The 18,251-nt window shown below is 55.2% G+C and carries 16 protein-coding genes; 7 read left to right on the top strand and 9 right to left on the bottom strand.

Features of this window, described 5'->3' with window-relative positions:
* The 4 genes from ABF979_RS09555 to ABF979_RS09540 form a co-directional block, all read left to right on the top strand.
* The coding region (locus tag ABF979_RS09555; protein ID WP_415559418.1) for a CheR family methyltransferase at nt 1-510 on the top strand (510 nt) is incomplete at its 5' end.
* A complete protein-coding gene (locus tag ABF979_RS09550) occupies nt 507-1,583 on the top strand; it encodes a protein-glutamate methylesterase/protein-glutamine glutaminase (protein ID WP_415559416.1) in 1,077 nt (358 codons plus the stop codon). The genes ABF979_RS09555 and ABF979_RS09550, both read left to right, overlap by 4 nt.
* Nucleotides 1,580-1,975: a response regulator gene (locus ABF979_RS09545; RefSeq protein ID WP_202206336.1), complete on the top strand. Its 396-nt coding sequence runs from the start codon at nt 1,580-1,582 to the stop codon at nt 1,973-1,975. The genes ABF979_RS09550 and ABF979_RS09545 overlap by 4 nt, the downstream gene beginning before the upstream one ends.
* 4 nt (nt 1,976-1,979) lie before the next feature.
* Nucleotides 1,980-2,306 (top strand): hypothetical protein, encoded by a 327-nt coding sequence (locus tag ABF979_RS09540; RefSeq protein ID WP_415559414.1) that lies wholly within the window; start codon nt 1,980-1,982, stop codon nt 2,304-2,306.
* Between the two features lie 7 nt (nt 2,307-2,313).
* Here ABF979_RS09540 and ABF979_RS09535 read toward each other — a convergent pair whose 3' ends face one another.
* The 3 genes from ABF979_RS09535 to ABF979_RS09525 are packed head-to-tail and all read right to left on the bottom strand — an operon-like array spanning nt 2,314 to nt 5,384.
* A complete protein-coding gene (locus tag ABF979_RS09535) occupies nt 2,314-2,712 on the bottom strand; it encodes a hypothetical protein (protein WP_415559412.1) in 399 nt (132 codons plus the stop codon).
* Nucleotides 2,713-2,727: 15 nt separating this feature from the next.
* Nucleotides 2,728-3,624, bottom strand: coding sequence for a 4-(cytidine 5'-diphospho)-2-C-methyl-D-erythritol kinase (locus ABF979_RS09530; RefSeq protein WP_415559410.1), 897 nt, complete (start codon nt 3,622-3,624; stop codon nt 2,728-2,730).
* Nucleotides 3,621-5,384, bottom strand: coding sequence for a tetratricopeptide repeat protein (locus ABF979_RS09525; RefSeq protein WP_415559408.1), 1,764 nt, complete (start codon nt 5,382-5,384; stop codon nt 3,621-3,623). The genes ABF979_RS09530 and ABF979_RS09525 overlap by 4 nt, the downstream gene beginning before the upstream one ends.
* Nucleotides 5,385-5,438: 54 nt before the next feature.
* Here ABF979_RS09525 and ABF979_RS09520 point away from each other — a divergent pair, with 54 nt between their 5' ends.
* Both ABF979_RS09520 and ABF979_RS09515 read left to right on the top strand, forming a co-directional pair.
* Nucleotides 5,439-6,239, top strand: a complete 801-nt coding sequence (locus ABF979_RS09520) for a uracil-DNA glycosylase (protein ID WP_415559407.1) — start codon at nt 5,439-5,441, stop codon at nt 6,237-6,239.
* Between the two features lie 210 nt (nt 6,240-6,449).
* On the top strand, nt 6,450-8,375 hold the full coding sequence (locus ABF979_RS09515; RefSeq protein WP_415559420.1) for a transglycosylase SLT domain-containing protein: 1,926 nt from the start codon (nt 6,450-6,452) through the stop codon (nt 8,373-8,375).
* An 89-nt stretch (nt 8,376-8,464) separates the two neighbouring features.
* On the opposite strand, the gene ABF979_RS09510 is transcribed toward ABF979_RS09515, so the two are convergent.
* Both ABF979_RS09510 and ABF979_RS09505 read right to left on the bottom strand, forming a co-directional pair.
* Nucleotides 8,465-9,832 (bottom strand): MFS transporter, encoded by a 1,368-nt coding sequence (locus ABF979_RS09510; RefSeq protein ID WP_415559405.1) that lies wholly within the window; start codon nt 9,830-9,832, stop codon nt 8,465-8,467.
* Nucleotides 9,833-10,301: 469 nt separating this feature from the next.
* On the bottom strand, nt 10,302-10,880 hold the full coding sequence (locus tag ABF979_RS09505) for a YqaA family protein (protein ID WP_415559403.1): 579 nt from the start codon (nt 10,878-10,880) through the stop codon (nt 10,302-10,304).
* A 125-nt stretch (nt 10,881-11,005) separates the two neighbouring features.
* Here ABF979_RS09505 and ABF979_RS09500 point away from each other — a divergent pair, with 125 nt between their 5' ends.
* Nucleotides 11,006-11,536, top strand: a complete 531-nt coding sequence (locus ABF979_RS09500; protein WP_415559401.1) for a cytochrome b — start codon at nt 11,006-11,008, stop codon at nt 11,534-11,536.
* 46 nt (nt 11,537-11,582) lie between these two features.
* Here ABF979_RS09500 and ABF979_RS09495 read toward each other — a convergent pair whose 3' ends face one another.
* The 4 genes from ABF979_RS09495 to ccmA all read right to left on the bottom strand — a co-directional run bounded on the left by ABF979_RS09495 (nt 11,583) and on the right by ccmA (nt 18,194).
* Nucleotides 11,583-14,888: a S41 family peptidase gene (locus ABF979_RS09495; RefSeq protein WP_415559399.1), complete on the bottom strand. Its 3,306-nt coding sequence runs from the start codon at nt 14,886-14,888 to the stop codon at nt 11,583-11,585.
* A 151-nt stretch (nt 14,889-15,039) separates the two neighbouring features.
* Nucleotides 15,040-16,662, bottom strand: a complete 1,623-nt coding sequence (locus tag ABF979_RS09490; protein ID WP_415559397.1) for a Hint domain-containing protein — start codon at nt 16,660-16,662, stop codon at nt 15,040-15,042.
* A gap of 240 nt (nt 16,663-16,902) precedes the next feature.
* Complete coding sequence (gene ccmB, locus ABF979_RS09485; protein ID WP_086634019.1) at nt 16,903-17,568, bottom strand: heme exporter protein CcmB; 666 nt, start codon at nt 17,566-17,568, stop codon at nt 16,903-16,905.
* Nucleotides 17,565-18,194: a heme ABC exporter ATP-binding protein CcmA gene (ccmA, locus tag ABF979_RS09480; protein ID WP_064273745.1), complete on the bottom strand. Its 630-nt coding sequence runs from the start codon at nt 18,192-18,194 to the stop codon at nt 17,565-17,567. Before ccmA ends, ccmB begins: the two co-directional genes overlap by 4 nt.
* Nucleotides 18,195-18,251: the final 57 nt, after the last annotated feature.

Below are 18,251 nucleotides of genomic sequence, written 5' to 3'. Positions count from 1 at the left end.
GGAGAAGAAATTCGTATTTGGTCTTCTGCATGTTCTAGTGGAGAGGAGGCGTATTCTGCCGCAATGACGGCAGTTGAGTCGTTGAGTGGCTTGCCTTCAAAAACAATTAAAATTCTTGGTACTGATATCGATAAAGAAATGATCGGGAAGGCGAGGAGCGGAATTTATTGTAAAAATCAGGCTCCCAAAATTCCTTCAGAAAAATTTAACAAATTTTGTGTAAACAATACAGATACGTTCTCTATCTCGGAGAATATCAAAAACTTAATAACCTTTAAAATATTAAATATTACAAGGGATTGGCCATTTCGATCAAAATTTCATGTAATTTTTTGTAGGAATGTTTCAATTTATTTTGACAAACAAACAACAGATCTTCTCTGGAAGAGGTTATCTAGCCGAATTCATCTTAATGGTGAAATTTATATTGGACACTCAGAGCGAATACCAAACTCTCACGAATTAGGCCTTCGGCCCATTGGAACGAATGCGTACAAAAAGGTCTTATGATACGGTTAGATTACAAATCTTCAGACTTTATGTCGTCCCGGCAACCAATTTCAGTTTTGGTTGTAGATGATTCTTTGACAAGTCGAGCGCTCATAACGCTGTCGCTGAAGCAAGACAAACGGGTTCAAGTGGTAGGAACTGCAAGTACACCACTGGAGGCACGAGATCTGATTGTCAGGTTAAAGCCAGATGTATTGACCCTGGATGTTGAGATGCCGGGGATGAACGGTTTGCAGTTTCTCGAAAAGATCATGCGCCTACGTCCGATGCCAGTCGTCATGGTCTCAAGTCTTTTGTCGCCTTATGGAGAAATCACAGAGCGGGCGCGCCAGATGGGTGCTGTAAGGTGCTTCTCCAAAATACCTGTACTGCATGGAGAAGACTCTTTCTCTGGGTTGGCAGACGTTGTGGTTCAGGCGGCATTCTGTAGGCCGGGAGGACATGCAAAGGCTCCTTTAATTGAAGAGGATGCCCAAAACGTCATTGTGGCAATTGGCGCGTCTACAGGGGGGGTTGAAGCGCTTTCTGAAGTGCTGGAAAGTTTCCCGGTTGACTGCCCGCCTACGGTAATTGTGCAGCATATGCCACAGCAGTTTTCGGAGAACTTTTCTCGACGCCTGAATTCAATTTCACGCCCACAGGTTGGTCTAGTTAAGGATTTTTGCCGACTGGAACGTGGGAAAGTTTTGATTGCACCGGGCGGGCCGGCACATACAGAAATTTCTCAGGCCGAAAAAACTGGTTCTTATGTTTGCCGTCTGGTTGCCCAACCCCCGATGAATGGTCATCGACCTTCGGTTGATGCTCTCTTCTTTTCTGTGGCCCAAGCCGCTGGTCCCCAAGCCGTTGGCGTGATTTTGACGGGGATGGAAGCTGACGGCGCTCAAGGGCTATTGGCAATGCGAGAGGCGGGCGCCCGAACGATAGGCCAGGATCAACAGACGTCAGTCATTTACGGTATGCCGAGAGCCGCATTCGAGTGCGGTGCTGTGGAAACGCAACTTCCCTTAAGTGAAATCGGGCCTGCTATTTTGCGGCTAGCTGAGCGGCATGCAATGGAGAATTATCAATGATTTCTGCCTCATCCATGTCTGTTCTTCTTGTGGATGATCAGACATCTATTCGCTCGTTGTTGAGGAATAGTCTTGTTCAATTAGGCTTTGTCAAAGTTTCTGGGGTTCGTAACGGACTGGAGGCTCTTGACCATCTGAAGGCTAATGCAACGCATCTGATTATATCAGACTTCAATATGCCAGATATGGATGGTCTGGAGTTGTTGAAGGCAGTTCGCTCTTCGCCTGCGTTTGGGAAAACGGGGTTCATCATGTTGACGGGCCAAGCGAACAAAGAGTTGGTGCAGCAGGCTATTTCGGCTGGAGTAAATAATTTTCTGGCTAAGCCTTTTACAACGAGTTCGTTAAAATCTCGGATCGAGGCAGTGTTTGGCCCAATCTGTGGAGCTTGACCCCATGGCTCAGGTCGAGCTGGCTGTTTTACTGGAAGGAATGGCAATGCAGTACGCGAAAGCATTCTCAGAATGCAGGAGCCTTGAGGCAATTATGCTTGATGCTTGCTGCCAAAAAGAGGGTACTTCCCTGCAGGGACTGGATGTTCTGATGCAGGAATTGGAGCAAATGAGCGTATTGTGTCATCGCCTTTCAATGCAGTCAGATGTGCAGAGTGTGCAAATTTCTGACCGCGCGATTGAACATTTGACGCTGTCTCACCTTCGCGGATTGCTCAGAGGGCGTCCTATTGCCTCATATGCTCCTGGCGCTGATGTAGAATTATTTTAGTGTCCATTTAGCTTGGTTTACTAGCGTCTCCCGGCTGAGAATGAACCATTGTCCGATGCTTCTGGAGGCCACGGAGAAGTTGTTCCGCGTCTGAGGGGGTAAAGACGAAACCGACGGGACCGTATGCAGGATGTTGAAAGGCCAGTAAGGACCCTTCAGTCAAGGCATCAATCTGTAAGGCCCAGTTCGTTTTATAAACAGGAGCGAAGCGCGCTCCTTCAATCGGCGCTGGCGGACGCTTTTCCAGTAGCGCTGTGCGTGCCATCCCCAAGCTGGTAATCAACTGGTTCAACTGGGCTTCGTCCAGAGAAATGTCACCGGTCAGACCGCTTCCATCCAAAAAGGAGAGAATGATCTTTTGCCCGTCTTCTGAGCGGGTTACCTGCATGCGCGGGTTGTTAGTCATCTCGAGCGCCTCTTTTCAGGGGGTTCCAACGGGAGAATTCTGATGGAATGGACCACTCCATGTCCACCAACCCAAGCGTGTAGCAGTTTGGGTAAGAGCTTCTTCGGCTTCGTGTGCTTTTTGTGGGGTTGGGAAGAGGCCAAAGCAGGTAGCGCCTGATCCGCTCATACGTGAAAGAAGGCAATCTGGCTGATTTTGGATCGCAGTGAGAACGTCAGAAATAACCGGGGCATGAGCAATCGCGGGCGCCTGAAGGTCATTTACTGTTTGCAGTAATAGCTCCACAAGGTCCTGCATTGACGCCCATTGGCTGGGGAGCACCGGTTTTGTACGCTGGACGATACCCCCCATTGCGGCAAAGCTGCGGAAGATATCGGGCGTTGACACACCAACGCCTGGATTAATCAGCAGAATTCCGCCGTTCGGCATGTCTGGTGCTGAGGTCAGAATTTCCCCGATCCCCTCCATGCGTGTCGCTTGCTGACGAACGCAGACGGGAACGTCGGCACCAAGGGGCTCTGCAAGTGCGCAAAGATCGGACTTTGTTGCGTTCCAGACGCGTGACAGGAGGCGCAGGGTACACGCGGCATCCGCTGAGCCACCGCCAATACCTGATGCGACAGGTAGATCCTTTTTCAGCGTCAGCCGGTATGCGTCATCGGAGCCACTTTTTGCCTGAAGCGCACGGGCAGCCTTGAGGACGAGATTGCTGTCGTCAGCTTCAAGGCCTTTGCCAAATCGTCCTTCAATAGACAGAGAAAACCGATCGCACTTTTCTCCCACACTGATCGTGTCGGCTGCACCGGCGAAGACTGCGAGGCTGTCGAGCAGATGATACCCGTCAGGCCGCCGCCCCGTGACATGCAGATAGAGATTGATTTTGGCGTGGGCGGTATCTTGAAGACGGGTCATTTGTTCTGTTCGAATGATTTGAGATGTGGGCCGCCCTGCTGGAGGGCATTCAGAATGAGAGTGCGATCCTGAGGCTGCGGATTGTCATCCAGAGACTGGTTCCATTGATCCTGGGCCTCCGTGTGGCGACCGAGATACCAATAGGCAACGCCCAGATGATAGCCGATTTCGGCATCACTCGAGGCATGCTCTGCAGCTTGAATAAGAATGGGCAGCGCAGTTTTCAGGTCGCCTTTGGCCTTGAGAAGGGCCCAGGCGTAGCTGTCCTGAATAGATGGATCGTTAGGCTGGAGTTCCACCGCGCGCTTAAGCAACTGTAAGGCGTGGTCTTGGTCAATATCGTGTTCGATACTGGCATAACCGACGAAGTTGAGAACTTCTGGCTGGTCAGGGGCGAGTTCCAGCGCATGGTGCATATCTTCCTGCATCATGGCCCAGTCTCCGTTTTCCTGGGCAGCCATGGCGCGACCGAGAAGTATCGGCCAGGCAATCTCCTTTCGAGGAGGGGAGGCCTTGAGAGCTTTCGTATAAAGATCGATCGCCTCGGCATGATGGCCCATTTGATCCTGAACTTCAGCCAGTTGAACCAGAAATTGTGGGTTGCCCGGAAGCAGGGTCAGCGCGCGATGAAGCGCATCGGCCTGAAGTGGAAGATCGTGGGAGCGGCTGGCCAGATTGACTCGCTCTTGGGCAGCCAGTGCTGCCAGAGAGTCCGTGCTGGAAACCGAATTGAGTGTCTCGATGCCCTTCGAGATCTGATTGCCGTCACGGAAGGTGTCGGCAAGGAAAATGCGTGCAACCGTGAGGGTGGGATCAAGATAGAGGGCCTGTTGCAATGCGATGATGGCCGGATCGTGAGGAATGCCTTCCTGCTGAATAACGTCCGTGATCATCAGGGCAAGTTGCAGATTCAGAATTGCCGCACCCTGAGAGGGAGAAAGGGGAGGTCGTTTTTTCAGGTTATGCTGAAGTGGCCCAATGATCATGGAAGCGAGAGGGGAACTCACTCCCAGTGCAGCTACGGCATCAAGTGCCGCCTTATGCTGGCCCTGATTTTCAAGCCAGCCACCATAAATCTGGGCGTAAAGAATCTGGAGTGTCAGCGGATCATCGGGGCTGTTGCCAGTCTTCTGATAGAGAAGTTCAGCCTGATGTTGAGAAGGCAGTCGCTCCGCAATGAGTGCGGCATGGAACTGGTACAGGCGGCGTGTAGGGGCAAAGGTCGCAGCGGCGTTGAGGGTGGAGAGTGCCTGCTCGACATGGCCTTCGTCTGCCTGCGCCCATGCCAGAAGAACTGGCGTTGCAACAGAGACCAGAGGGCCTCGATGGTTGTTGCGGCTCAGGGTCTGGCGCATTTCCGTCCAGGATTTTCGAGTAACTGCGTTCTGGGCAAGGACGAGGGTGGCAATATCGCTGGCTGGAAGCGTTTTGGCGAACGTCACAGCCTCATCTTCATGTCCGGTCATGGCAGCGTAGCGCAGAGCATCTTCGCGCAGCTTCAGATCGCGGGAAGATAACGTCAGGACATGTGAAAGCGCGTTATAGGCAGCGTCGATCTCTCCGCGTTGCATCATGACGCTCGACGCCAGCAGCCATCCGGTCAGGGATTTCCCAGGATCAATGGCGGGCATTGTTTCCGGAGGAGGGGCAGCAAATGCTGAGGGCAGGAGGGTTCCCGCCAGCAGAAGTGCCGAGAGACCCGCGCGAAGCGAGTGCGAAAAAACCGGAATTGATCTGGGCCAGCCGCGCGTGATCTGCATAATGGGTCAATTCTAGACCGCATGTGGTCATACGCCAACCTGAACGGATTTTTCATGACACCCCAGCCTGTTCCGAGCCGGGCAGAACTGCTTGCCGCGCTACAGCTGCAATATGACTGGGGTGTGGACGAGGTTCTTTCGGAAGAGACGATTGACCGCCTTTCGGATGTGCCTCGGAGTCTGCCTGCCCGCATAGAACCCTTGCAAGCTCGGCCCTCGCTTCCAAAGGAATCGCCCGCGCCTGCGTCGCCCGGGCTAGAACAGGCGCGGGATCTGCCTGCCTTGATTCGCGCCAGCGAGACACTTGATGATCTGTTTCTATCACGGACGGCAACGCACCGGCTCAAGCCAGTCTGTGTTGATGACGCTCCCTTCATGCTGATTGGAGAAACACCTGATGCGGATGAAGATCGTTCTGGCGCACTCTTCTCAGGGCGTGCTGGCGACCTTTTAGATCGGATGCTGGCAACCGCAGGGCTGGAACGCTCGGTGCTGTCAATGGCACCGGCAGTTCCATGGCGGCCGCCAGGAGGGCGAGGTGTAACGGATCAGGAGATGCGGTCCTGTCGTCCGTTGCTGTTGAAAACGATCGCCCTGTGTCGGCCACCGTTTCTGGTGACGATGGGAGTGACGCCTCTGCGGCTGCTTCTGGGGGATCAGGCCATGCTGAATCGACTTCGTGGCAAATGGACCGAAATTCGGATTCCCGAGCTGGATGCGCCGGTTGCTCTGTTGCCTATGCGACACCCGTTACAACTCGCTGCCAGCCCTGCTGCACGCCGGAATGCGTGGCAGGATCTTCTGGTTTTGATGGAGCGATTGAGTGCGGAAAATACAGAACTAAATAAGTCCTGATTTAAGCCGGTAAAAAACTTCGCGAAAACGCAAAAAACTACTCGAAAACAGGTGTTTGCCACTGGATTGTTCCAGTGTGTGACGATATCATCGCTTAGTCCGAGGTTCTGTTCTGGTTAACCAAAACTTGCCAGCGTGCCAGAAACCGGGTAGCACCCGGCGGCTATGCGAAGGATTACCCCTTTCATCTCAGGTGGCACGGCGCGAGCGTTGCTTGTGAGTGTGCTGATTCTGACCGGTGGAACTTTCTCCCCGGTGCGTGCTGACGGTGTGCAGACTTTGCCGCCTCAGCCAGACCATGCTGGCGATGAAACAGCGTTTGCAGAAGCCCGTCCCAGCCTCGGTGGGGACGGCATTGTATCGCTGCCACACCCTCTGACGGCCACTATGGCCAGTCGATATCGTCTGATCCTGCAGGCGCAGCGTCGTGGTGACCTGCAAGAAGCCATAGAGCAGACGCGTTTGCTTACGGATCGCGTCCTGCTGGGCGATGTTCTGGCAGATCGCTATCTTGCGCCTGGTGCTCATCCGGGGGCGGACCAGCTCCGTGACTGGTTGAAGAACTATTCAACCCAACCGGACGCCCTTGCAATTCAGGGGCTTCTGGTAAGGACTGCTCCGGCAGGCTCAGTTCAGGTCCAGAATTTTGTGAGGTCTCTGGCGCCTGAAGACCGTCCTGAAACAGTTCACCTGCCCAATAGTTCCCCTGCGGATCCATTGGCGCATGCCTTCACGCGTAATCCTCTTCTGGATCGTACGGTTCAGGAGCGGGTGATGCAGGGTGTGAAGGGCGCAGCCAGTGCACTGCACCTTGTGGATATTACGCCTGGCATGACCCCTGCCTATGCAGGGCAGCTTTACGGAGAAATTTCTCTGGGGCTGCTCTCACAGGGAGATGCTCAGAGCGCGCTGCGTCATGGTTGCGCCGGCTTCGAGCGAGGAGGCCATCAGGTTGGTCTTCCTGCTTATGTCGCTGGTCTGGCTGCCTGGCGTCAGGGACATCTTGATGCGGCATATGAGCTGTTTGAATCGGCGGCGAATGCTCCAGTAACATCGCCCGAGCTTCATGCTGCCGCAGCGTTCTGGGCTGCACGTGCAGAAATTCGTCGGCACGCAATGGCGGCATACGTGTCCTGGCTTCACCGTGCCGCGAACCATCATGAAACATTTTATGGGATGCTCGCCGCTCAGACACTGGAGCTTGGACGTAAAGGCCATGCTCGCCTGCCAGACAGCGTAACGGAAATCACGCTCCGTGATCCTGTTCCGGTTCTAGGGGAAATTGACGTCGAGGCCATCAGTGCGCTCCCACAGGGCCGACAGTTGTTTGCCCTGCTTCAGATTGGCGAGCGTGCACGCGCCGAGGCGCTGATGCGACGGATGTGGACGGACGTGGCGCCTGATAGTGCACGGTCCCGGTCCTTGCAGCTTGTTGCCCAGACTGCCGGATTTGAAGATCTGTCCGAACAACTCGCGTCGCTCATCATGAATGGGGAGAGCCGGCCACAAGCGGCTGGTGCGGATTTGCCGATGCCCCGTCTCAAGCCGAACCATGGTTTCCGGATGAACCCGGCTCTGGTTTATGCCCTCACGCGCGTTGAATCGAATTTCGATGCTGCTGCAACATCCGGGGCGGGTGCGCACGGACTGATGCAGATCCGGCCGATCACGGCAAGCTTCATCACCCTGCATCACCAGACATATGATGCCCATGGGATGGCTGTTATTCCCGTGCCGCCTGACATGGTAAACCGCCTCCACAACCCGTCATCCAATCTGGAGATTGGCCAGCTTTACGTGCTGTATTTGGCCTCTCAGTCGAGCCATACATCTTTGTCGGCGCGGCCTGAGGGCGGGGATCTTGTACGGGTTCTGGCGTCTTACAACGCAGGCCCTGGCGCTATTGCCCGTTGGGAAAGTGCGCAGACGGCCGATCTGCATGATCCGCTGTTCTTTATGGAAACGCTGCCCAACACGGAAACGCGTGACTATGTGCATCGCGCCCTGACGTATACTTGGCTGTATGCACATAAGATGGGGCTCTCTTCGCCGTCTCTGAAAGCGCTGACGCATTCTGAGTGGCCATCATTTGGCGCGGAGCAGGCTCTGGCTCATGAGCAGATGGCGCTGAACTAAGAATAAAAAAACCTCGCATCAGCATTTCGATGCGAGGTCTTTTCAGAAAATTGCCCGGCCTGAGTGCCGGGCTTTTTTATGTTTGAAGCTCAGCTTTTCTGAGTCTGGATGCCCAGATCTTCCATTTCTTCATGAACCGCGGACGCTTTGGCGGAAGAGTAAACCTCCATGGCGGAAGCTCCCTTGGGCTGTTGCAAGCGGATGAAGCAGGTGATGACTGCGGCAAGCAGATACAGTGCTGCGTAGATGTAAACGACGCCCTGCGTGCCGTAGCCGGTAACAAACAGTGTTGCCAGTGCCGGGCCTAGGAAGTTGCTCAGGCCACCGCCAAGGTTCTGCACGGAAACCGCGGCACCTTTGTGATCGGGCGCAATAGCGGGAAAGATCGCTCCCATGGGCACAAATGCATTGAGCGTTAAAGCCAGGAACAAGGCACCGATAATCGCGGTGAACATGTTGCCCGGCATCAGGTGCGGGATGAAATAGAAGGCAAGGCTTGCCATTGCGCAGCCGACAAAGCCGAACCAGCGCATCTGACGCAGCCAGCCGATCCGGTCTCCAATGAGGCCCCAGACCACGTTGGTCACAGGTTGAACCAGGAAGAACGCACCATAGATCCGCAGCCATTGCGGCATGGTGAAGCCAACTTCCGGAGATGTGTAGAACAGCGGCATGATGACCGGAAAGCCGAAGAGAGACAGATTGCAGATGACGCGCGTGATGAGTGCCAATGCAATATCGCGGTTCTCAACAATCAGCGTCAGGCTGCGGCTGATCTCGATCAACTGTTCCTTGACTGACACCTTGGCTGCCAGTGGCTTGGCTTCAGAGGGATCTTCGCGGATGGTCAGGCAAGCCAGTGCGCCGCCAGCCAGAACCCAGGCCAAAGACATCCACAGGGTCGGCATGAATCCGAAAGCGGGGATGGTCCAGCTTGGTAGGAAGGACGCGATGATGCCGTAACCCAGCGTGAACATCGACCAGACCCAGCCGATGGCAGAGGCCAGACGATGGTCCGGGGTTTTCTGGACGATCCAGAAGAAGAACGCATAGAAAAACAGCGGGTATGCAAAGCCGCGCAGACCATAGAACAGCATCATCATCGGGAAGGAGTGCTGTCCGAGGCCGAGCCCGAGGAACGCGACGTGGCACAGCGCCCACCAGATGGTGCCGATCGCCATGATGCGGCGCGCGCCATAAACTTCGGCCAGCACGCCAGACAGCCAGCTCGAAATGGCGGCTGTTGCACCGTAAATGGTGAAGAGCATTCCCGCCTGCTTGGGCGTAAAGCCGATCTGCGTGACGTATTTGGCAAGGAACGCAACTTCGATGCCGTCGCCCGTCATGTACAGGGCAACAGCGATATAACCCCACAGCAGCATCACCGGCATGCCCCAGAGGATGCGGGATTTGGTGATGGCTGATCGATGGGGGGGAGAAAGCTCTGTGGCACTCATGAATGTCATGCCTTCCTGAGGGAAAGGGAGGATGGAGTGTCTTCACACGGTAACGGTGGCAGATCGGTGCTTTCCAGTGGGGCTCGCAATGTGACAAGCCCGGGAGAAGCCAGTCCAAGAAATTGCGCTTCGATACCACTGAACACACCTGCCGAGCGTGATGCCGGAGGCAGGATGTTAAAACGTTTAGCGCTAAAGATAGGCTGTTTTCTAAACATGGCGAGCTCCTTTGACAGCGGGAATATGCGTTCGGGTTGTCGTTCGGAGGCCGGCAGTCCCTTTCTCCTCATGTCCTTCTCGTCGGAGACGTTCTGGCATGAGGGGAACGGGGCAGGCATGCCTGCAGGAAAGCCGTTACCGATAACCGTGTGAGCACGATCGCGGAAACGATAACATGAATCTGTTATATTCAAATAGTATTTGTGTTATTTTTTATGCCAAAAAAGCATGATCTGGTGTGACTATCTCTTTAGAAGAGCTCAACAAGCGCAACGCCTGCAACGATCACTACAAGAAGAATCAGCAAAATCACCGTCAGGCGTTTTTCGATGAACTCACGCACAGGCTCCCCAAAGACTTTGAGAAGGGCGGCTTCCAGGAAAAAACGTGCCCCGCGCGTTGTGATGCTGGCAGCGATGAACGGCAGCAGCGGGAAGTGTGCCGCGCCTGCAGCCAGTGTGACGAATTTGTAGGGGAGAGGTGTGAGGCCCTTCCCTAAAATGATCCATATGCCATATCGGCGGAACAGGTCTTCCAATGCCAGAATGCGCCCGTCTGCATGATAGAAATGGGCGATGGGCATACCGATATGCTTCATCAGGAAAGCGCCGAGCAGCCATCCGATCACGCCACCTATTACGCTGGAAACAGTGCAGACTGTTGCGAGAAACCAGGCCCTGTCCTGTCGCGTCAGGATCATGGGAACGAGCATCAGGTCAACGGGGATCGGGAAGACCGACGCTTCTGCCATGGCGATAATGATAAGCCACCATACGGCTTTGGGTGAGGCAGCAAGGTCGGTGATGCGACGATAGAGGGAATGGATCACGGTCTGGTCCTGTGGAGGAATATCCGGTCTTCCTATCCTTCTCTGTCACTGAATGAAAATTCATTGCTTCGGAAAACAGGGTAAAGGAAGCGCAAAGCTCTTCCTTTTCTGAAAATGGATGCCCTGTGCCCCAACGTTGCTCTCTTCTGGCCCGCCTGTTTCACTGGGGCATGGCTGCTATCATTATCCCGGTCTGGATGATTGGATTCTATGCGGGGCGCCTGTTGCCGCGTGGGGCTTCTCCTTTGAAGGGAGAACTGCTTTCCATTCACAAGGAGATCGCATCGACAGTTGTAATCCTTGTTGTTCTCAGAATGGCCTGGCGCGCAACACATCGGCCGCCAGCATTACCTGACACTATTCCGGAAGAGCAGCGCATTGCGGCGCGCGTGCTTCAGGGATGCCTTTATCTACTGATGCTGACTACGCCTCTTACGGGGTGGCTGATGGCCTCTGCTCACGGTGCGCCAGTCCAGATGCTGTGGACGGTGCACCTGCCGGCGCTCATTCAGAAAACTGCGCTGTTCGCGCCGATCCTGGGTGTCATGCACCAGTTTTCTGCCTGGATTCTTGGTGTTCTGATTGCCGGGCATTGTGTGGCGGCGCTGATGCACCGTTTTTCCCGGCGGGATCAGGTCATGGATATGATGCTCTGAATTAAGAGGCCTCTGCAGATGGGTGCAGAGGCCTTGGACTTTTGCCTTATTGCGGTGAATCAGGCTGCTGAATCGGGAAAGGCTCAGCCTTGAGCGCAGGGCGCGGATGATCCGCCATCTGCTTCTTCAGATACGAAACCGCCGCATCAAGCTGTTGGTCCTGCCCCTTGAAGGTGGCGACCGGCATGTTCTCGATCTCGATATCCGGTGAGACACCCTTGTTCTCGACCAGCCAGTGGCCGTTCATGTCGAAATAGGGGTTTTCGGCTGTCCGGGCATTTCCGTTGTCAATCAGTCGGTCACCGTCCGAAAGCCAGACACCGGCGCCTGCTGTGCGTTCCCCAAGGAGCGGCGCGATGTGGAGAGACTTGATGCCTTGAGAGAAGGTCTCACCGTCCGAGTAGGTCATTTCATCTGAAATCACGATGAGATGGCCCTGGAACGCCTGTTGCATGTCGATGGCCGGAGCGTTGCCATAGCGGCTCCAGAACATCCAGGACCGGCGCATGAGCTGCGTCAGAACCCAACTGTCAATGTTGCCACCATTATTGCCGCGGACGTCAACAATGAGTCCATCCTTGTCGATATTGGCATAGAACTCGCGGGCGAACGCCTCCATGTCATCGCCGACCATGGCTTGCAGATGCAGATAACCAATGCGTCCATGGCTGGCGTGATCCACAAGATCAGCACGGCTGACTTCCCAGTCCCGTGCACGCAAGGACTTCTGCTTGCGCCAGCTTACGGCTGTCACGACTGTTTTGTGTTCTTTGCCATTGCGCAGAAGGGTCAAGAGAACCTGTTTTCCAGCCTGATTGGCCAGAAGCGTAGAGAGGTCGGGCTCGTCGCTTGCGGATTGTCCGTTCACGGCAACAATCAGATCTCCGTCCTGCGCATCAACGCCCGGAGCAGCCAATGGAGACTGCTGATCCGGTAGATCGCGGTCTCCTCTATAGATATGTGTGATGCGGAAGCCTTTTGCTTCGTGGGTAATCTGTGCACCCAGTCCGGCAATCAGGTTCGCAGCCGGATCTTCGAGGCTTTGTGCCGGCCGGAGCTGGGAGTGCATGGCGCCAATTTCAGCAACCATCTGGCCAAGCAGATCATCCAGATCCGCACGGTCTCCAAGTCGCTCCACAAATGGCGCGAAATGGGCTCGAACGGCTTTCCAGTCTACGCCATGCAAATCACGGTCATAATAATGATCACGGTGAAGGCGCCAGGCATCGACAAATTCGTCTGACCATTCCTGAGCAGGGTCGATGCGCAGTCGTAGTCCGTCAAAACTGACCGCCTTTCCTGCAACATCATCAGGCTTCTTGGCCCCGACCGGCAGCAGAAGAACTTCCGGCGCCTGCTTCGCGCGAGGGGCCACGGTCATGATCGTTTTGCCATCTGCCGAGAGGCTGAAATCTTCAACCTTGGGGGAGAAGGTTTCGATCTTGTGCTCGTTATTGTCGATATGGATGGACTTCAGAGGGTTGGCGTCATCGTCCGTACCATCCACGGTGAACAGATAATCGCTGGCGGATGCCAGCCCGTTATAATCCGCAGCAGGGACGGGAACCTGATAGAGACGATCTGCCAATCCGTTCCATTCAAACGCGGGAAGAGGCTTCTTGGGAGCGTCCTTCTTCTCATCTTTCTTGTCGCTCTTTTCCTTGCTGTCATCATGATCCAGCTCGGTTGGGGCCTGGAAAGGAAAGCGTTCTCCGGCCTGGAGTGCGAGGGCATAGATGCCTGTACGATGTGGAAACGCCGGTCCCAGATTGCGGTCTCCCCAGGGAGAACCGTTAGCCAGCGAGAATGTGCGATCAGACAGGAACCACAACCATTTCCCATCTGGGGAGAAGCTTGGGCTATAGGATTCGTAACGATCGCTCGTCACCCACTCCGTCCGTCCTGTTTCCGGAGAATACAGGGCAATCTGACGTCGCAGATTAGAACCGCGCGTGCGCACGAAGGCGAGGGCCTTTCCGTCTGCGGCCCATGAAAGGGAATCGAAAACGTTCGTACCGTCCTGAGTGGCATCATCAACCAGCTTCTCAGCTTTGCTGGAAAGGTTGAGCAACCACAGGCGCCCCAGCAGATCCGTATGCGCGGCGTATTTTCCGTCTGGTGAGATTTCGAGAGCAACAGGTTCGGTTGACGATGGCTGGCTGAGTGCTTCTCCCTTGCCGCTGCCATCTGCTGCAAAACGCCACAGAGCAGATTCTCCACCCGCATCACTGAACGCAATGACGGACTTGCCATCCGGCGTCACCCGGGCAAGGCGCAGGCGGACATTGTCCGGGGTGGGAAGGACGATCAGACGCCGCGGGGATGCTGCTGCCACGACCGTGTGGCCGCGCATCGTGAAGATGGCGGCATCGCCTTTGGGAGAAATGGTCTCCGACGTGGTGAAGCGGGTTGGTCGATCCAGCCAGTATGGTGCGCGAGGTGCATTGTCCGAGACCAAATTAACGGGGATCTGGTGGCTCTCGCCTGAGGTCAGATCAAGCGAAAAGAGGTCTGCTCCTTTGCGGAACACAACATGGTCGCCTGAGAGTGATGCTTCCAGAATGCTGTAATCCGTAAAATGGGTCAGCTGTCGGGCATCTGTCCCGTCTGTGGCGGTACTCCAGAGGTTGTAACGCCCGTTTTCGTCGGAAATGACGATCAGACGATCTCGCCACGGCATGGGGCGAATGAGGTTCGCTGTGCGTGTGCCAATACGTTCGGCCTCGGTTCCGGACTGAAGATCAAACCGCCAGAGTTGCGAGAGTGCTCCTCCACGATAGGCCCGCATATGATCGCCTGTTACCGCAAGCCCGAACCGCACGGCATACAGCCATTTACCGTCCGGGCTAATGGAAGCGTCATTGACGTTGGCAAGCGGATAGATGTGCTTTGCACCCGTTTTTGGGTCCAGAGTTGCGACATTGTAGCTGTAGTAAGGGCCAGTTGCGTCCGGCATGGAGTAAAGGATGCCTGCATGAGCATCCCATCCGGCGATATGAAGTTTCGGCGCGTTTTCAAACGTCATACGTCGGGGCGTGCCGCCAGAACTTGGCATGATGTAGAGCTCTGTCGGCCCATCAAAATTCGCCAGAAATGCGATTTCTTTGCCATCGGGCGAGAGGACAGGTTGTGGGTCAACAGCATTGGCGCCATGAGGCGCGCTGGTCAGGCGCTGGGCCGTGCCTCCCGTCAGGGGCACACTCCAGACTGACTGTTCCGCGCTGAAAAGAACGGTCTGCCCCGTGACTGACGGCTCCCTGAAGTAACCGGGCTCAGCCTGAGCGGTCAGACCGTAGGTGCACCCCAGAAGAGCCGCGCATGAGAGAAGGGAACGTCGGAGGGAAAACCGCATGATGTGAAGGACTTCTTGATATGAACTGTCCTTCGATGATGCTGCGGTTTCATATCGCCGTCGAGACGGCAGGTGCGTTTTGATGCCGAGAAAACAAAAAACGCCAGCCCGGGAGGGGCTGGCGCTTCGTGGTCTGCCGTGAAGAAGCGGATCAGGCTGTCAGAGCCGTGACCTTATCTTCTGTCGCCAGCACGTAGGAACTGTTGGACAGGATCTGCACACCCAGCATGGCAATGCTATGGGAAGCGCGGTTCGGGATCTGGATCTCAGCGTTCCCTGTGGTCCAGCGAGACGCCTTGCCTTCCTGTACGCTCCAGCCAGCAAGCTCGCTTTCCGTCAGGTGAGCAGAAAGCGCAGAGGTGCTGCCAGCATCATAAAGAGCAATATGGCCAACGAGCACGCCAAGCTGACGGCGGTCATCAACGAACGGACCGACAATGTCGGACGGACGGCTGGTGCGGGACATCAGACGTACGGAGTGGACATTCTGCGGAAGCATGAACATGGCGTAGCCATTGGTTTCACGCATCTTGCGAATGACGGTTCCGTCTTCCGTCATGAGGTGCAGGTCTGCATCCTCTGTCAGGACCGTGTCGGCGACAACGGATTCAAGGCCGGCCATGTCTGCGCGCGCTGCGATGTCGCGGAACAGAGGCTCTACCGCTGCACGATCCGTCGTCAGAGGTGCGGCGGCATTGTCGGCCCAGTTCTTGACGTTGCTACCAATGCTGAAGACGTTTCCGTCCTGCTGGAAGCTGCCACGGTTTCCGGTGTCCAGGAAGCTCTCGGTGAGCAGGCCATTTGCCATGATGACCGAGTGATCTGCCGTCTCGATGTGGAAGTAGTCGTATGACGTGATGCTCATGTCGTAATGGATGGAACGACCGTTCACCAGCATACGAGCCGGAACAAACTGCCCATCAAGGAACAGGCAATGCTCCGGGGTTACCAGCAGGTCCGTGTGGGGTACGCCGGATGCGATAGCATCTTTCATGATGCGGACCGGGTATCCCGCTTCGTCAGCAGGAGCGCCAGCATGAACCGTCATGTGACGATGGCCGGCCCATGTGACAGGACGAATTTCCTCACGGCCATTAACATATACGGCCACATTGTCGCCAAACCGCAGCGCCTCGACAGCAACTTCACCTTCCTGGGTGCGGATCAGGGAGCCCGTCAAAAAGCACGTTAGGGTTGAATCGTTGCCGGTGCTTGAAGAGCTGAAATCTGCAGCCTTGTAGTAGTTCCCTTGTGGGTTCTTGGCAGTGTTGAGAGTGCTGAGAGTCTGACCGTTGCTATTTGTGACCTTAACAACGCCGTTTCCTGCATCAACAAGTTTCACAGCGCCATATGAATTCACGAAGGTGATCTTGTCGCCGGGCGCAACATTGCTGAAGCTCACGTTCGTAGCATATGCGTTGACTGTTACGGCACTCCCTGCCTCCGGGGCCCCGAACTCAAACGTCAGCGGGCCGGAAGCACTGTAAGCGTTGGTGTTCGTGAAGGAGCCACCATCTACCTTGATAGTACCAGCAGGTAGGGTGCTGTTATTCATCTTGAAGTTGGTACCAGTGGCGATAACCAGCTTCGCGGCACTGCCGATTGTGAGGCCCTGAACCTCCACATTCTGGTTATTGTCTAGCGTAACGGTACCATGGATGGTGAGACTGTTCACGGCCGTGGTGGGGTGACCAGTAACGATGGTTTCCTGACCATCTGTTCCAATATCACCGCCGCTTTGGGGAATGTTTGACCAGTCTATTGTATTAGACACGATATTTTTTTTCCAATCAAAAAAGGATGCTTGTTTTGCCGTATCAGCGACTTGATGCGCTGAGAGGTCATGACTTATTTGCATCAATAAGTTGGAACAAAACTAACAGTCAATAATGATTTGAAAAATTCTAACAGTATGTAATGGACCGGAGGCGGCACTATGGATCGCCCGTTGAGACTCTTGCGACGCCTCAAGCGAAAAAAACTCAATTAAATAAGGAAATTAACGTATTAAAAATCAGCCAACCGCAGATTTGAGGCCATAGCCTGCTGCGAGTGGGCAAAGTGGCAGCATTGCAAACAGGCATGCTCCCAGAAGGTCGAATCCGGCGCTTGATGATGCACCAAGCTGCCCGGCATAGGACGAAGCCGCACCGAAAATCAGTACCGGCGTTGCGAGAGGCAAAACAAGGAGTGGCAAAAGAACGCCACCACGACGCGCCCCCAACACGATTGAGGCGGCCATGCCACCCATTAGGGAGAGGCACATCGTTCCAAGCATCAGCCCGAACAAGAGAAGCGGAAGTTCGCTTCCTTTTACGCCCAGCATAATGCCAAGCGGGATCGCTGCAACAAGAAGAGGCAGGCCGGTTGTCAGCCAGTGAGCAATCATTTTGGCGAAGGCAACGGCATACGCTGGAAGGCCCGTGAGCATCAGCAGATCCAGAGAGCCATCTTCCAGTTCAGAGCCGAAAAGTCTGTCCAGCGGGAGCAGCGATGCGAGCAGGGCACAGACCCAGATGATGCCCGGCCCCATATGACGCAACAAGTCTGGTGAGGGGCCAAGAGCCAGAGGGAAAAGGCTGCCACACAATATAAAGAAGAGCAGGGATGCGAGCGTATCCGCCCCAAACCGATAGGCAAGTCGCAGGTCGCGGTCGATCAGGGCAAAGAAAGCAGTCATGACAGCCAGAGCGGTTCAGCGTGAGCAAGGGAAGGGAGTTCGTGCGAGCGCGTGTTATCCAGAGGGAGCGGAACATGCGTCGTAACAATCATGGCGCCCCCATTGTCACGGTGTTTGGCCATGATTGCTCCAAGCCGTTCGATGCTCGCCACATCCAGACCAACGGTCGGCTCGTCCAGAAGCCAAAGGGGTGCTCCTGACAGCATGACGCGTGCGAAAGCCGCCCGGCGTTTCTGCCCCGAGGACAGGAGGCGTGCTGGAAGGTCAGTCAGGAATGCCAGATCAAGGGCTTCCAACACGTCTTCCATGCTTCCGCTGCCCAGGCGATCGGCCAAGGCAAGATTTTGCGCCAGCGTCAGGCCAGGCTTGAGAGCATCCTGATGGCCCAGCCAGGCCAGTGCTCCATAGCGCTCAATCGTGCCACCATCAGGCTTGCGAAGGCCTGCGATTGTTCTGAGAAGAGTGGATTTTCCCGCACCATTCGGGCCGGTGAGTATCATGGCATCGCCATGCGCAAGCGAAAGGCTCACATCATCCAGAACCAGCCGGTCTCCACGGAAAACCGTAATATCCCTGACATCCAGAAGCACGGAAGGTGTTGTCGGGTCGGGCGGCTGGGTCGTCATGGGAAGCGTTCTGTCCGGTTCACGGTCTCATCAGCTTAGACCCTCTGAGCGCGGGAA

Source organism: Gluconobacter sp. (assembly GCF_047723935.1).
In the GTDB taxonomy this organism is placed as follows: Bacteria; Pseudomonadota; Alphaproteobacteria; order Acetobacterales; family Acetobacteraceae; genus Gluconobacter.
Note: the sequence above shows the minus strand (reverse complement) of the source record. Positions and strands in the feature narration are given on the sequence as shown.

Coding starts and splice junctions, on each gene's coding strand:
- ABF979_RS09550 (WP_415559416.1), top strand. CDS start 507: ATGATACGGTTAGATTACAAATCTTCAGACTTTATGTCGTCCCGGCAA.
- ABF979_RS09545 (WP_202206336.1), top strand. CDS start 1,580: ATGATTTCTGCCTCATCCATGTCTGTTCTTCTTGTGGATGATCAGACA.
- ABF979_RS09540 (WP_415559414.1), top strand. CDS start 1,980: ATGGCTCAGGTCGAGCTGGCTGTTTTACTGGAAGGAATGGCAATGCAG.
- ABF979_RS09535 (WP_415559412.1), bottom strand. CDS start 2,712: ATGACTAACAACCCGCGCATGCAGGTAACCCGCTCAGAAGACGGGCAA.
- ABF979_RS09530 (WP_415559410.1), bottom strand. CDS start 3,624: ATGACCCGTCTTCAAGATACCGCCCACGCCAAAATCAATCTCTATCTG.
- ABF979_RS09525 (WP_415559408.1), bottom strand. CDS start 5,384: ATGCAGATCACGCGCGGCTGGCCCAGATCAATTCCGGTTTTTTCGCAC.
- ABF979_RS09520 (WP_415559407.1), top strand. CDS start 5,439: ATGACACCCCAGCCTGTTCCGAGCCGGGCAGAACTGCTTGCCGCGCTA.
- ABF979_RS09510 (WP_415559405.1), bottom strand. CDS start 9,832: ATGAGTGCCACAGAGCTTTCTCCCCCCCATCGATCAGCCATCACCAAA.
- ABF979_RS09495 (WP_415559399.1), bottom strand. CDS start 14,888: ATGCGGTTTTCCCTCCGACGTTCCCTTCTCTCATGCGCGGCTCTTCTG.
- ccmB (WP_086634019.1), bottom strand. CDS start 17,568: ATGACTGCTTTCTTTGCCCTGATCGACCGCGACCTGCGACTTGCCTAT.
- ccmA (WP_064273745.1), bottom strand. CDS start 18,194: ATGACGACCCAGCCGCCCGACCCGACAACACCTTCCGTGCTTCTGGAT.